12 protein-coding genes are annotated in these 15,336 nt (G+C 39.4%); 2 read left to right on the top strand and 10 right to left on the bottom strand.

Annotated features, from left to right (window positions below):
* Positions 1 to 291: 291 nt before the first annotated feature.
* Together purL and UXI14_RS01620 are read right to left on the bottom strand one after the other, a co-directional pair.
* A complete protein-coding gene (gene purL / locus UXI14_RS01625; protein WP_335964544.1) occupies positions 292 to 3,996 on the bottom strand; it encodes a phosphoribosylformylglycinamidine synthase in 3,705 nt (1,234 codons plus the stop codon).
* Positions 3,997 to 4,084: 88 nt separating this feature from the next.
* Positions 4,085 to 4,771 (bottom strand): SGNH/GDSL hydrolase family protein, encoded by a 687-nt coding sequence (locus UXI14_RS01620; RefSeq protein ID WP_335964502.1) that lies wholly within the window; start codon positions 4,769 to 4,771, stop codon positions 4,085 to 4,087.
* Positions 4,772 to 4,898: 127 nt separating this feature from the next.
* Here UXI14_RS01620 and UXI14_RS01615 point away from each other — a divergent pair, with 127 nt between their 5' ends.
* Positions 4,899 to 5,378, top strand: a complete 480-nt coding sequence (locus tag UXI14_RS01615) for a GyrI-like domain-containing protein (protein ID WP_335964501.1) — start codon at positions 4,899 to 4,901, stop codon at positions 5,376 to 5,378.
* Here UXI14_RS01615 and UXI14_RS01610 read toward each other — a convergent pair.
* Positions 5,375 to 6,196 (bottom strand): endonuclease, encoded by an 822-nt coding sequence (locus UXI14_RS01610; protein WP_335964500.1) that lies wholly within the window; start codon positions 6,194 to 6,196, stop codon positions 5,375 to 5,377. The two genes, UXI14_RS01615 and UXI14_RS01610, sit on opposite strands and share 4 nt — an antisense overlap.
* A gap of 30 nt (positions 6,197 to 6,226) precedes the next feature.
* On the bottom strand, positions 6,227 to 7,441 hold the full coding sequence (locus UXI14_RS01605) for a methyltransferase domain-containing protein (protein WP_335964499.1): 1,215 nt from the start codon (positions 7,439 to 7,441) through the stop codon (positions 6,227 to 6,229).
* A 119-nt stretch (positions 7,442 to 7,560) separates the two neighbouring features.
* Between UXI14_RS01605 and UXI14_RS01600 the strand changes: the two genes are divergently transcribed.
* The gene (locus tag UXI14_RS01600) at positions 7,561 to 8,598 is read left to right on the top strand and encodes an oxidoreductase (protein WP_335964498.1); all 1,038 of its coding nucleotides are present in this window, start codon (positions 7,561 to 7,563) and stop codon (positions 8,596 to 8,598) included.
* A gap of 35 nt (positions 8,599 to 8,633) precedes the next feature.
* On the opposite strand, the gene UXI14_RS01595 is transcribed toward UXI14_RS01600, so the two are convergent.
* The 6 genes from UXI14_RS01595 to UXI14_RS01570 form a co-directional block, all read right to left on the bottom strand.
* Positions 8,634 to 9,086, bottom strand: a complete 453-nt coding sequence (locus UXI14_RS01595) for a hypothetical protein (RefSeq protein ID WP_277898714.1) — start codon at positions 9,084 to 9,086, stop codon at positions 8,634 to 8,636.
* Between the two features lie 102 nt (positions 9,087 to 9,188).
* Entirely contained in the window at positions 9,189 to 9,698 is a 510-nt protein-coding gene (locus UXI14_RS01590; protein ID WP_335964497.1) for a hypothetical protein, read from the bottom strand.
* A gap of 96 nt (positions 9,699 to 9,794) precedes the next feature.
* Positions 9,795 to 10,328, bottom strand: coding sequence for an RNA polymerase sigma factor (locus UXI14_RS01585; RefSeq protein ID WP_335964496.1), 534 nt, complete (start codon positions 10,326 to 10,328; stop codon positions 9,795 to 9,797).
* A gap of 124 nt (positions 10,329 to 10,452) precedes the next feature.
* On the bottom strand, positions 10,453 to 12,282 hold the full coding sequence (locus tag UXI14_RS01580) for an ABC transporter ATP-binding protein (protein WP_335964495.1): 1,830 nt from the start codon (positions 12,280 to 12,282) through the stop codon (positions 10,453 to 10,455).
* 281 nt (positions 12,283 to 12,563) lie between these two features.
* Positions 12,564 to 14,282, bottom strand: coding sequence for a phospho-sugar mutase (locus UXI14_RS01575; RefSeq protein ID WP_335964494.1), 1,719 nt, complete (start codon positions 14,280 to 14,282; stop codon positions 12,564 to 12,566).
* Positions 14,283 to 14,356: 74 nt separating this feature from the next.
* Positions 14,357 to 15,304 carry a glycosyltransferase family 2 protein gene (locus UXI14_RS01570; RefSeq protein WP_335964493.1) on the bottom strand — a complete coding sequence of 316 codons (948 nt, stop codon included), beginning with the start codon at positions 15,302 to 15,304 and terminating at the stop codon, positions 14,357 to 14,359.
* Between the last annotated feature and the right edge of the window lie 32 nt (positions 15,305 to 15,336).

Raw genomic sequence — 15,336 nt, 5'->3', positions numbered from 1 at the left:
AAAATGATGTTTACTGATTTGCAAATTATGAAATTTGCCGACTATTTTCAAAAGAAGTCATAAAAAAAGGAGTTGTTTGTTGGCAACTCCTTAATTCATTATGATTTAACGGACGTTTGTTTTTTGTTGTTCGTTGTTTGCTTCAACTATTCCTTGTTCTAGGTTTCAGTTTCATTGTTATGCTGTTATGTAGCTATGCCGTGCCAGTGGAGGGACTAACCCCTACCCCTTTTTTACTAATCACTATTCAAAGGTTTCAAAGATTTATAGTTCAACAATCAACTAAATCCATTATTTATTCTCCAACCATTTTCGGGCATTTATAAATGCTTCCAGCCATGGGGAAACTTCATCGTTTCTGTTTTCTGGGTAATAAGCCCAGTTCCATTGAAAAATAGAGCGCTCAAAATGCGGCATTGTTACCAAATGCCTGCCGTTGCCCGAAACAATCATGGCCGTGTTGTAATCAGATCCGTTTGGATTTGCCGGATATTCTTCATAACCATATTTTGCAACGATATTGTATTTGTTTTCTTCATACGGAAAGCTGAATTTCCCTTCTCCGTGAGACACCCAAATACCTAATTTGCTTCCGGCGAGCGTAGATAGCATTACCGAATTGTTTTCTTGTATTTCTACGGAAGTGAATATGCTTTCGTGTTTGCCGCTTTCGTTATGAAGCATTTTTGGCATTTCTTTATGCTCTGGATGAATTAGGCCCAACTCTACAAACAGCTGGCAACCATTGCATATACCTATTGATAACGTATCTTCCCGGTTGAAAAAATTTGCCAAGGTTTTTTTGGCCTTATCGTTGTACATAAAAGCACCTGCCCAACCTTTGGCGGAGCCTAGCACATCGGAATTGGAGAAACCTCCCACGGCACCGATAAATTGGATATCTTCCAAAGTTTCGCGTCCGCTTATCAAATCGGTCATATGGACGTCTTTTACGTCAAAACCTGCCAAGTACATGGCATTTGCCATTTCCCGCTCAGAATTGCTTCCTTTTTCTCTTAAAATAGCCGCTTTTGGACGTTTGCCATTGTGTACGGTTAATTTGCCTGTGAAATTTTCAGGGAAATTATATAGAAGTGGCTGATTTTTATAATTGTTGTAACGAGCTTCAGCAAGGTTGTTTTGCGTTTGTTTTTGATTGAGCAAATAAGAGGTTTTGTACCAAATATCCCTTAACTGACTTATACTGAACGAAAAACTGTCGGTATGGTTAACAATTTGTAATCTGTCGCCTTCAAGCGGGCTTCCGATTTTATTGAATTTAATTCCAGCTTCGGCAAGTGCTTCTTCAACAATGGCATCGTTTTTTGCCTGAAAGACAATTCCTGCATTTTCGTTAAATAGCAATTTTACCGAATCTTTTTCAGCAATATTTGTTAAGTCTAATTGAGCTCCTAAATTAATATCGGCAAAACACATTTCAAGCAAAGTGGTAATAAACCCACCACTGGCCACATCGTGCCCTGCAAGAATTTGCCCATCTTTTATAAGTTGTTGAATGGTGTTGAACGTAGTTTTTAACCCCGTTGCATTTTTAATTGTGGGTACTTCGTTGCCAACCGAATTTAGTATTTGCAAAAACGAGGAACCGCCAAGTTTCAACGAATCTTCAGAAAGGTTAATGTGGTATATGCCGCCGCCGTTTCGTTGTAGAACGGGCTCTATAATCTTGTTGATATCGTTACAATGTGCCCCGGCAGAAATGATTACCGTTCCGGGAGCGATTACTTCTTCATTTGGATATTTCTGCTTCATGGAAAGCGAATCCTTTCCGGTAGGGATATTAATGCCTAATTCTATGGCAAAATCCGAACACCCTTTTACGGCTTCGTACAAACGTGCGTCTTCGCCTTCGTTTTTACAGGGCCACATCCAGTTTGCCGAAAGGGAAACCGATTTAAGACCTTCTTCTAACGGGGCCCAAACAATATTGGTTAAAGCTTCGGCAATAGAATTTCTGCTTCCCGCAACAGGATCTACCAAGGCAGAAACGGGCGAATGCCCAATGGAGGTTGCAATGCCTTCTTTACCTTTAAAGTCGAGCGCCATAACCCCGCAATTGTTTAACGGTAATTGTAAGGGGCCTGCACATTGCTGTTTGGCTACCCGGCCACCAACGCAACGGTCTACTTTGTTGGTAAGCCAATCTTTACAAGCTACGGCTTCCAGTTGTAAAACCTGTTCTAAATAATGGTATATGTCTTCGGTGCGATATGTTTTTGTATTGTAATTTCTTTGGATATTGACATCGTTCATAATGGTTTTAGGAGAACTTCCAAACATATCCGAAAGGGCCAAATCCATTGGTTTATCTCCATTTGAAGCGGCTTCAAAACAAAAAATATCATCTCCGGTTACATCGCCCACTTGGTACATCGGGGAGCGTTCCCGGTCAGCTATGCGCTGTAATTTACCAATGTTTTCTTTTGCAATGACCAAGCCCATGCGTTCCTGGCTTTCGTTGCCTATTATTTCTTTGGCCGAAAGGGTTGGGTCGCCAACCGGAAGTTTGTCAAGATCTATTTTTCCCCCGGTATCTTCTACGAGTTCTGACAAGCAGTTTAAATGCCCACCGGCACCGTGGTCATGAATGGAAACAATTTCGTTTTCGTCACTTTCAACCATGCCGCGAACGGCATTGGCAACACGTTTTTGCATTTCCGGGTTGGAGCGCTGTACGGCATTTAACTCAATGCCGCTACTAAACTTGCCTGTATCGGCAGAAGAAACCGCGGCACCTCCCATTCCAATCCTATAATTTTCCCCGCCTAAAACCACTATTTTATCACTTGCTTTTGGAGTGGCTTTTAGTGCCTGTTCTTCTTTTCCGTAGCCAATTCCCCCTGCGAGCATAATAACTTTGTCGAAACCTAATTTTCGGGCGTCTTCCTCATGCTCAAAAGTGAGTACCGAGCCTGCAATAAGCGGTTGTCCGAATTTATTGCCAAAGTCCGATGCGCCATTGGAGGCTTTTATTAATATATCAATAGGGGTTTGGTAGAGCCATTTTCTTTCTTTCATTCCCTTTTCCCATGGGCGGTTTTCTTCCAAACGGGAATAAGAAGTCATATAAACAGCGGTTCCTGCCAATGGCAAAGAACCTTTTCCACCGGCCAATCGGTCTCGTATTTCACCTCCCGAACCGGTAGCCGCACCGTTAAATGGCTCTACGGTGGTTGGGAAATTATGTGTTTCGGCCTTTAGGGAAAGCACCGAATTGAATGTTTTTTCCTGATAAAAATCTGGTTTGTCGGCTGTTTTTGGTGCAAATTGCACTGCTTTGGGGCCTTTTAAAAAAGCTACATTATCCTTATAGGCCGAAACGATGGTGTTTGGATTTTCTTCGGATGTCTTTTTAATCATTTTAAACAAAGACATGGGCTTTTCTTCTCCGTCTATTACAAAAGTTCCGTTGAAAATTTTATGCCTACAGTGTTCCGAGTTTACTTGAGAGAAACCAAAAACTTCAGAATCGGTTAATTTTCGCCCTAATTTTTCAGAAAGCCCATTCAGGTAAGCAACTTCCTCATTGCTTAGCGATAATCCTTCCTGCTCGTTGTAAGCGGCTATATTTTCTATTTCTTTTATTTTTTCTGGCTGTATATCGATGTCGAAAATATACTGATTCAATTGTGCATATTTTTGAGACAGCATGGGATCGAAATCTTTCGAGTCCTTATCGGAAGCATAAAATTCTTCAATCCTGATAATTCCGGGGATGCCCATATTTTGAGTAATCTCAACGGCATTTGTGCTCCAAGGTGTAATCATGGCGGCACGCGGACCAATAAAAAAAGCGTCTATAGACGCCGATTCGATTTGTGGCTGGTTGCCAAACAGCCACGTTAGTTTTGCAATATTTTCTTGAGGGATTTCGTCATTCGTTTGAACGGCAAAGACCTTGCTTTTTGGGCTTCCGAAGAAAAGAATCATACTGTGTTGTATTTGTGTCTTTATGGTTGAGACCTTTGTTTTTATTAAAGCGCAAATTTAAGAAATTACTTCCTATTTATAATTAGAAATTAAGTCAATTCTAATATATATTTTGAGCTTTATTTTTTGGCTGTTAGTTGCCCAATACTTTGTCGATTCCTTTTTTTACCATTGGTTCCATTATTTTATATCCTTTAAGGGTGGGGTGCACGCCATCTTTGGCAATATCAGGGTCAAGTCCTTTTGTATCGTTAACCATTTCCGAATAATAATCTACATATATCAAATTGTTCTCTTTGGCATAGTTTTTTAGCATTTTGTTTAGCGAAATAACCTTATCGGCAGGTTTTATGGAGGGCCTCCACGGGAAATCATTGGTAGGCAGTACAGAACAGAGTACCACTTTTATGTTGTTTGCCTTGGCCAATTCTATCATGGAAGCAATATTGCCAAAAATATCTTCCAGGGCAATAGGTCCTGTGTTTTCGGCAATGTCATTGATTCCTGCCAAGAACACTACCGCCTTGGGTTGTAATTCAATTACATCCTTTCGGAAGCGCAACAGCATTTGCGAGGTGGTCTGCCCACTTATTCCACGGTCGATATACGGGTTTTCTTCAAAAAAATCTGGATGCGTGTTTTTCCAACCTTCGGTTATGGAATTTCCCATAAAAACAACCCGGTTTTCATTGGCGACCGGAGCACTTAATGCTTCGTTTTCTGTTTTATATTTTTTAAAATTGGCAAACTCTACAGCGGTTTGCTGGGCAAAAGACTTTAAAAATGTAAGCATAATAATTAACAGGAAATACTTTTTCATGAGGTTGTTGGTTAAAATTTATTAAATATATCCAAATATAAAAAATCCAAAAAAATAATTGTGTAAACTACTTTAAATCTTTTCAGCTAGAATCCCTAAATTTGCTTACATTTAATAGCTGCTCTATATGAACTACAGCCTGAAAGAAATAAAAACGGTCTATTTGGTGGGAAAGTCGATAAAAATGTCGTTCGCGGTCAATAAAACAGCACGATTATGGAGCATTTTTATGCCTTTTCGCAATAAAATACCCAATAGAAAAGGGGATGAGTTATATGCTGCTGAAGTGTATAATGATGTTGATTTTTTTACAGATTTTGATGCATCCCGAAGTTTTTTAAAATGGGCTGCGGTACAGGTTGAAACCTTGAATGAAGTACCCGAAGAAATGGAAACCCTTGAAGTTTCGGGTTTGTATATGGTTTTTAATTATAAGGGGAAATCGAGTGAAGCGGCATCATTTTACCAAAGTATTTTTTCAAAATGGGTTCCGGCTTCTGGATATACATTGGACAACAGACCGCATGTGGCCGTGATGGGAAAGAAATATAAAAACGACGACCCATCCTCCGAAGAAGGAATATGGATTCCGGTAAAAAAACATTAATCCCACTTATTTTCGGCATTGGGGCCACCCCAAATAAATGTAGCTAAATGTGGGTTGTCTATAAACGGGTTCCTGTTCCCTTGGATTTTTTCAATGCTGTTGTTGCGCTGTTCTTCAAAAGGAGATACGGGATCTTCGGCATTCCATTTCAAAAATAATTTTATACTTCCTACATCTTCAAATGTTTCGTTATAACGTAGGTTTAAATACAAAATCATACGTGCTACATCGCCTTTCCATTCATCGCCGGGATACCAACTTTTATAGTGCAGTTTGTATGTGCCGCTTCCTTCAGAAAAAGGATTGTTGCTACGGCGTGTATTTACGGTTTGGTCGCATACCCTTAAATGATGCAAATCGCCTTTGGCCGTATTTTCTATAAGCGATTGCGGATATACATGCTCTGTGTTAAAAGTTTGTGGTTTATGCCTATTGTTTCCAGATACATATTCTTCCCAATACCGGTGTTCGCCCGAATAAATTAAAACCACACTGTCTTGTTGTTGAGGAACAGCATCTACCCGGTATAGGTATTTATGGCGTTCCCGATAACTCAAAATAGTGGTATGTTTGGCAATTGTAACCGTAGCTAAGGCTTCGTAAAGCGGAATGGTACGCAAGTTAAAATCTACATCCTTATAGTAGTTTTGGAGTTTTTTAGGAACTTTAATTTCGGTAGAATCTTTCCGCGGGTCGTTAAGTGCTACCGGTGCGTCTTTGTTTGCCAAATTGCCCTTACACCCGCCCAAGGCAAAAAAGCAGATATATAAAAAGCCTATTTTTTGGGCTATGCATAATTTTAAAGGAGGAAAAAACATAAAAACAGCTATCAATTTAAATCCGACAATCTAGGAGACTTTTTCCAAAAGGGCCATATAAAATCCATCGAACCCAGAAGTTGAGGCCAGTACTTTTTTATCTTTAATCAATTTAAAGGCTTTCCCGTTTTCGGAATTTAAAAAAAGGGCAACCTGATCCTGGTTTTCAGAAGGAAGGACCGAACATGTGGCATATACCATTTTACCGCCCGGTTTTACCATTTTGGAATAATCGTTTAAAATATCTTGTTGTGTTTTTTTAATGTTTTCTATAAATTCCGGTTGAAGCTTCCACTTGGCATCGGGATTTCTTTTTAGTACACCCAAACCGCTACATGGGGCATCTATCAAAACCCGGTCCATGCTATTGTGAAGCTTTTTTATCACTTTGGTGGAATCAATAGGGCGCGTTTCAATATTGTGCGCGCCGTTTCTCCGTGCACGTCGTTTTAATTCTTTTAGTTTATTTCCATAAATATCCAATGCAATAATCTGGCCTTTGTTTTCCATTTTAGCGGCCAGGTGCAACGATTTTCCCCCGGCTCCGGCACAAACATCGGCTATCCGCATACCAGGCTCTGCATCCAGAAAAGAGGCCACCAATTGTGACGATGCATCCTGTACTTCAAAAAGGCCGTCACTAAAAGCATTTGTTTTAAAAATATTCGCCCTTTCCTTTAGTTCCAGTGCTTCAGGATATCCTTTTATGGAGAGGGTTTCAATAGCTTCTTCTTTTAAAGCGGCCTGAAGGGCTTTTTTGTTGGTTTTTAATGTGTTAACACGAATAATTACACTAGCTTGTTGGTTTAATGCATGCAGTTCTTTGGTCCATACAGCTTCACCAAGCTCTTTCTCGCCAAGTAAATCGAGCCAATCGGGAATGGACTCGCGGTATTTCCGTATTTTGGACAATTCATCAAAGCGCCCTTTGATGCGCCGTGCCGGAGTACCTTCCAGCTGAGACCAGTCTGGTAAACGTATTCCTTTTAACACGGCCCAAACGGCAAAGATCCGCCATAGGTTTTCGCGGGAAAAAGGTTCCTTTACTTCGGCAATTTCAGCATACAAACGTTTCCACCTTACAATATCATAAGTAGTTTCTGCAATAAAACCGCGGTCCCTGGCTCCCCATCTTTTATCTCTTTTTAGCAGTTGTTCAACTACCTTATCGGCATACTTGTTTTCGTTAAATATAAGCTGAAGCCCATCTATTACGGCATATACAAGGTTTCTGTGCAATCGCATAAAACTATATTTTGAAATTGTTTATTGATCGATTTTTGAAGGTCGTTCAAATTATCGTTTGCAAAGGTATTGCTTTGTTGATGATAAAACTTATTTTTATCGAAAGAAAAACATATAGAATGAAGAAGTTGATAGTAATTTTCGGGTTGCTTTTATTGTTTTCGTGCGCAAACGAAGAATTTGAGCCCCATCAATATTCAAAAGTTACGGTTGAAGACGTTTATACCGATTCGATTAGCATTCGGGCCATTACCATGATGCAGGGCAATGTTGGTTTTGCAGGTTCTAAAAATACTTTTGGAATTTATAATACCGGCGCGGGAAAAGTGGTGACCCAAAAAATAAAGCAAGATTCTTTGGATATTGAATTCAGGGCCGTAGCAAGTACAAGCACCGATTTTTATATGTTAAGCGTCGCCAACCCGGCATTGTTGTACAAAACCGGGAATCGTGGAAAAATGGAACTGGTATACCAGGAGGATAACGAAAAAGTTTTTTATGATGCCATGCGTTTTTGGAACGACCAAGAGGGGATTGCCATGGGCGACCCCACCAATGGGTGCTTGTCAATAATTATTACCCGAGATGGAGGAAACACATGGAATAAATTAGCCTGTGAAGCATTGCCCGATGGGAGTAATGCCGAAGCTGCCTTTGCGGCCAGTAACACCAATATTGCCATTGTTGGCAACAACACGTGGATTGCGACCGGAGGAAAAAAGGCACGTATTTTTTATTCGCCCGATAAGGCCAAGACCTGGCAGGTTTTTGAGACACCAATTGTACAGGGAGAACCCACGCAAGGGATTTATTCGGTTGATTTTTACGACGAAATGAACGGTTTTGTCATTGGCGGCGATTATACCCAACCAGAAAACAACAAGGCCAATAAAGCCGTAACCAACGATGGCGGAAAAACATGGAAATTGGTTGGCGAAGGGCAGGAGCCGGGCTATCGTTCGTGTGTGCAATACCTTCCGGGCAGGGAGGCCAAAGAATTGGTAACGGTAGGTTTTAAAGGGATTTCCTTTTCGAATGATGGCGGACAAACTTGGAAACAGCTATCCAATGAAGCTTTTTACACCATCCGGTTTGTAAACGACAGCATTGCATATGCGGCCGGAAATGGGCGTATTTCTAAGTTGAGGTTTGAGTGAAACTTCTTGTTTGACAGTTTACTTTAAATAGAAAATCAATCTTTTTTGTTGTGGTATTCTTTTCGGAGCCTGTCTAGAAGCTCACGGTTAAAGTCGTCTTCCAGTTTTTTTAGGTAAATTATTTTTTTTGCGGAAATAACATTGTCAAGGTTCTCAACAAATCGTTTATTGAGTTCGTATTCGTCTTTTTCTATTTGCTGTAATTTTTTAAGCACTTCTTTAGCCTCGTTTTCGGTAAGGTTTTCAAAACCTTCATCTTTTAACTGGTGCTTTATTTTTTTGTACTGTGCATATTTTACCCGGTACATTTCTTCGTCGTATGCGTTGTAAATGGGCCAGAACTTTTGGGCCTCTTCCGTGGTTAGGTCCAAATGATCGGTGATGTATGCAATTTTAAGGGACTTTATATGGTCGCGTTTACTTTTCTTTTGTGCTTCCATATGAAGCGAAAAGAATGTAAGTAGTAATAATAGAATATATTTTTTCATTTTTTATAAGTTGTATATCTTAATTAAGCAGGTAAATCCATCAGTTTTTAAGTTGAAACGATTTGTGTTTAACCGTTGAAATTATCTTTATTTAGCAAGGGTTTATTGATTCTCGTCTAAAGAAGCCCCGCTATATGTTTTCATGTTTTTTGATAAATAATCTATAATCTCGTCTTCGCTCAGGGATTCGGTAATTTGGATTTCATCCAAAGGGACATCGTTAAAAGTTTCCACAATATCATAAGAATTTAAATGAAGGTAACCTTCTTCTAAATAATTGTCGATTTCTGAAATTGCCAAGTTGTCTATGGTTGTGTTTGCGGGCCGGATATCGGTTTCAATAAAAAAACCAATTACAAATACCGCAGCAATGGCGGCGGCACTGTATAGCCATGTTAAATTTACAACTTTGGTCTTGGCTTTTTGTACGGTTGCCTTTAGTATTTTACTTTCCAGTGAATTAAAATACCCTTCCGGAGCTTTAAAACCACTGGTTTTCGGCATTATTTCTGATAAGCCGATTTGAGCTGACAAACGGTTTTCAAAATCCGAAAAATAATTTTCAGGGATTTTAAAGCCTTCTTTTTCAGTATGTAACTTATCTTTTTTCATTTCTATGTTTTGACTTCTTTCAGGTCGTTTGGTTTAATTGTTTGCTAAAACAGTTTTCATGTACGCTAAAAAACACTTTAACCGAGTTGAATATATCTATTTTAAAAAAGCTTCTATTTTTTTTACCGCATGGTGGTATGAAGCTTTCAGGGCACCGACCGAGGTGTCCAGAACTACGGCCATGTCTTCATATTTCATTTCTTCAAAGTACTTCATGTTAAATACCAAGCGTTGTTTTTCGGGCAGTTCTGCTATGGCTTCTTGTAATTTTAACTGAATTTCATCACCATCAAAATACGGGTCCGCTCTTAAATTTTCAACAAGTGACATTTGCAGTGCTTCTCCCGATGTTTTTAGCTCGTTGGCCCTTTTCTTTAAAAACGTGAGCGCTTCGTTTGTTGCAATCCGGTACATCCATGTATACAAGGCGCTGTCTTCTTTAAAGCCTTGAATGTTTTTGTAAATTTTTATAAAGGTGTTCTGCAAAACATCATCGGTATCGTCATGGTTCAGTACAATCCTCCGTATGTGCCAATAAAGGCGTTCCTTGTAACGGTTTACAAGTTCCCCAAAGGCATGCTCTTGTGTGGCAACGCTTTTTAGTTCTTTAATTAGAATGTCTTCTTGCAATAGCGATTATTTGATCTTTAGACTCTAATTTAATAAAAAGGTTTAATATGAACCTTTAAAGCGGCTGTAAAGAGGCTAAAGCCATAATAATGTGAATGTACTGTGTTGTAAAATCAATGAAAAACTAGTCAAACGACTGCATTTCTACCAGTTTTTGGTATACTCCCTTTTTGTTCAATAATTCTTGGTGGGTACCTTGCTCGACAATTTGCCCTTTTTGCATTACCGCAATGGAATCTGCATTTTGAATGGTAGAAAGCCGGTGCGCAATTACTACCGATGTCCTGTTTTTCATCATGTTTTCCAAGGCGGTTTGTACCAGTTTTTCGCTTTCTGTATCAAGTGCAGATGTTGCTTCGTCCAAAATCATGATAGGCGGATTTTTAAGTACGGCACGCGCTATGGAAAGGCGTTGTTTCTGTCCGCCGCTTAATTTGCCGCCGGCATCGCCAATGTTGGTATCGAAACCATTTGGAAGGTTTTTTATAAATTCATGGGCATTGGCAATTTTGGCCGCTTTTTCTATTTCTTCCATTGTGGCATCGGGTTTTCCAATGCGGATATTGTTGGCAACCGTGTCGTTAAACAAAATAGAGTCTTGGGTTACAATGCCCATAAGGCTGCGTAGGCTTTTTATGGAAATTTCTTTAATATCAATCCCGTCAATTTCTATAGTTCCGTCATTTACATCGTAAAAACGGGTGATTAAATTCGCAATTGTACTTTTACCACTTCCCGATTGCCCCACCAGGGCAACTGTTTTTCCCTTGTCTATATTTAAGGTGAAGTCTTTTAGCACTAATTCGTCTTCATATTTAAAAGAAACATTCCCGATGCTGATATTTTTATCAAAAGAAGTTTTTTCAATGGCATTTGGAGCGTCTTGGATTGAATTTTCGGCATCGAGGATGTCAATAATTCTTTCGGCGGCCGCATCGCCCCTTTTTACGCCCGATAATGCTTTTGAAATTTGTTTTGCGGGAGTTAATATGTTGTAGGCCGAAGCTAAAAAGGCGATAAACAGTCCCGAGTCTAAAGATTTTTCCTGAAGGACCATAATCCCGCCAAACCACAATACGCCCGAGACGGCAATGATACCTAAAAACTCGCTCATGGGCGAGGCAATATTTTGCCTGTTGAGCACACTGTTCATGTATTTATTGAGGCGGTCGGTGGCATTGGTAAAAGTTTTAAAAAACCTGTTTTCGGCATTAAAGCCTTTTATGACCTTTAACCCGCCCAAGGTTTCTTCTATAATGGAAAGCACGTTTCCCTGTTCTTTCTGTGCCCTGTCGGAATGCTTTTTTAATTTTTTTCCGATGTATGAGATGAAAAAACCCATAATAGGAAGAAAAAGAAATACAAACAGCGTAAGTTTAGGACTAATGACTATCATGGCAATTAAGGTGAATATAATGGTAAGGGGTTCCCTCACTATTAATTCTAGAATGGAAAGGAATGTCCATTGAACTTCCTGAATATCATTGCTTGCCCTTGCCATGGTGTCGCCCTTTTTTTGATCTGAAAAATAACCAATTGGCAGGCTTAATATTTTTTTGTACAAGGCATTTCTCAAGTCCTTTAAAACACCGTTTCTATAAAAGGTAATAAAAAACATCGCCAGGTAATTGGAGACATTTTTTAAAAGAAAGAGTCCAATAATTAACAAACAAGAAAAGAGCAGCGCTTTCATCTCGCCATCACTCCCGTTGGATTCAATGTAGGTGTTAAGCTTGTAATTAACAGAGTCCAAAATAAAAGCTTTAAGGTCTCCGGTGAACTCTGGGGCTGCTTTAATGGGCGGGACCGTTTTAAAAAGGACGTTGAGCATTGGGAAAAGTGCAATAAGCGACAAGGCGCTGAACAACGCATACATGACATTGAAAAAAATATTCAAGTAGCCATACTTTCTATAAGGTTTGGCAAAGCGTAATATCTGTCGGAAGTAATTCATTAATTATTAATAACGTTTGTGGTAAATAACACGTTGGTCGAAATAAGAATACAAATGTATGGTTTATTATCATAATAGCCTGCTGTTATGAGCAAGCTGTTTATTTGATGAGTTTTTTTAATTCGTAGATTAGCTTGATCTTTTCTGCCCATCGAGCATGTCCTGTAATAGAAGCTTGTAATCTCGTTTAAACATAAATCAAATCTTCTTCGATAGATTGAAGGTATCGTGTTTAATTCCTTTTTAATGTTGATTTTATTTCCTTCAAGGACTTTATAACACTAATTTAAAGCTAATTCCTTAATAATACGGTCGATTTTTTCATCAAGCTTTGCAATTTCCTTGTCGTAATTTTTGGCATGGTCCAATGTTCCCTGTACGCTGAAATAAAATTTTATTTTAGGTTCGGTTCCACTGGGCCTTGCGGCTATTTTGGTACCGTCTTCTGTATAATAAATCAATACGTTTGAAGATGGAATAGCTAGGGTGTCTTTATCCCCGGTTAGTAAATTGGTGCGCATGGAGCTTTGGTAATCTTCTAGAAACTGTACTTTTGAGCCACCTATTTCTTTTATTGGGTTTTCCCTTAAATCTACCATCATTTGCTTGATTTCATTGGCACCGCTTATTCCTTGTTTTGTTAATGAAATAAGTTTTTCCCTATAAAGCCCAAAATCTTCATAGCATTTTAAAAGGTCATTGTAAAAGGAGCTTCCTTTTGCCTTGGCATCGGCTGCAATTTCGCAGGCCAGTAATGAGGAGGTAACGGCGTCTTTATCTCTTACAAAATCGCCTACCATATAACCAAAACTCTCTTCGCCACCACCAATAAATTCTTGCATTGGGAAATCTTTTATCATTTTGGCAATCCATTTAAACCCGGTAAGGGCTTCTTTGTATTCTACCTGATAATTTCTTGCAAGGACTTTCATCATTGGCGTAGAAACAATGGTAGACGCAATGTATTGGTTTCCGTTAATCCTGTTTTCTTTTTTCCACTTATCCAAAAGGAAACGGGTCATTAAAATCATGGTCTGGTTTCCGTTTAGCAAAACCATTTTGCCCTCGTTATCGCGTACTGCAATCCCCAGGCGGTCGCTATCTGGATCGGTACCAATAACCATATCGGCATTTACTTCGGCTGCTTTTTTTAGGGCCATGGCCAAAGCTTCGGGTTCTTCTGGATTTGGTGACTTAACAGTGGAAAAATCGCCATTTGGCACCGCTTGTTCTTCAACAAGATGCACATTTTTATATCCTGCCCGCTTCAAAACTTCCGGAAGTACGGTTATGGACGTGCCGTGAAGCGCTGTAAAAACAATCGAAAAATTGTCTTTTTCTTGGGCGTTAAAGCTTCCGTTTTCAACAGAAGCATTTATAAAGGCTTCATCTACATCTTTATCGATATACTGAATATTGTTTTCTATTGCCTTAAAATTGATATCTTCAAAAGAAAGGCATTCGATCTCGTTTATAATTTCGTGATCCTGCGGAGGGACAATTTGCCCGCCATCTTGCCAATATACCTTATATCCATTATATTCCGGAGGATTGTGCGATGCGGTAAGAACAATGCCGCATTGGCATTCCAGATACTTGACCGCAAAAGAAAGTTCGGGAGTGGGGCGAAGTCCGGAAAAGAGGAAAACCTCAATTCCATTAGCCGAAAAAACATCGGCCACTACTTTCGCCAAAGTATCGCTGTTATGGCGGCAGTCGTATGCAATGACTACTTTATGTTTTTTGTCTGGAAAAGATTTTTTTATATAATTGCTCAATCCCTGGGTGTTTTTTCCCAAGGTGTATTTGTTGATCCGGTTAGTGCCAACGCCCATGGTACCGCGCATGCCCCCGGTACCAAATTCAAGGTTCCTGTAAAACCTTTCTTTTAATTCTTCGGGGTCGTTGTTTATAAGTTCTTGTACTTTATTTCTGGTATCGGTATCAAAAAAATCGGCTAACCAAGCCTCGGCATTCTTTAAAATTTCTTCTGATGTCATTTTTTAAGCGATTATTTTTTCTCAAAGTTAGTTAAGTTTAAAAACTTAAGTGCTAAAAAATTATGTAGTTTTTATTATAAATTGGCAGTTTCCAAAACTTTATATCTTTTTTCCTGTTTTTTAGAGCGTAGGATAAGTTCTCCTAAAAAACCTGCTATAAAAAGCTGTGTCCCTATAACCATGGCAATAAGGGAAATGTAAAATTGCGGGCGGAGCGCTATAAGCCTGGCATGTGGATTGATAAAGAGCTTGTCTATGCCTATATAGGCGGCAAAGCCAAACCCGATAATAAACATAATAACGCCCAATGCTCCAAATAAGTGCATGGGCTGCTTTCCAAACTTGGATAAAAACCAAATGGTAATGAGGTCCAGGAAACCGTTTATAAAACGTTCCATGCCAAATTTTGTGGTTCCATATTTGCGTGCCTGGTGTTTTACCACCCTTTCTTCAATTCTGGTAAAACCTGCGTTTTTGACCAAAACCGGGATGTAACGGTGCATTTCGCCATGAACGTCAATAGATTTTACAACAGTGTTTTTATAGGCTTTTAGGCCACAGTTAAAATCGTGCAGATTAACACCCGATGTCCGTCTGGCGGCCCAATTAAATAGTTTGGAAGGAAGGTTTTTTGCCAGAACGGAATCGTAACGTACTTTTTTCCATCCGGAAACAAGGTCGGCATTATCGCCTTTAATCTGCTTGTAGAGTTCGGGAATTTCCTCAGGATTGTCCTGAAGGTCGGCATCCATGGTAATCACGACATTCCCGTTGGCTAGCTGAAAGCCCGCATGCAGGGCCTGCGATTTCCCAAAATTCTTTAAAAAACGTATACCTTTTACATTTGGATCTGTACTGGCCAGGGCCTGTATAGTGTTCCAGGAAGTGTCGGTGCTCCCATCGTCGATAAAAATGATTTCATAAGAAAAACGATTGGACTGCATCACTGTTGCTATCCAATCGTATAATTCCTGTAAAGACTCTTGTTCGTTGAGTAGTGGTATAACTACTGATATATCCATGAATGTTCTTTATATCTAAAAATAAATATCAA

Source organism: Galbibacter sp. PAP.153 (assembly GCF_037029175.1).
GTDB lineage: Bacteria > Bacteroidota > Bacteroidia > Flavobacteriales > Flavobacteriaceae > Galbibacter > Galbibacter pacificus.
The sequence above is the reverse complement of the archived record's forward strand: the minus strand, read 5'-3'. Positions and strand labels throughout refer to the sequence as shown.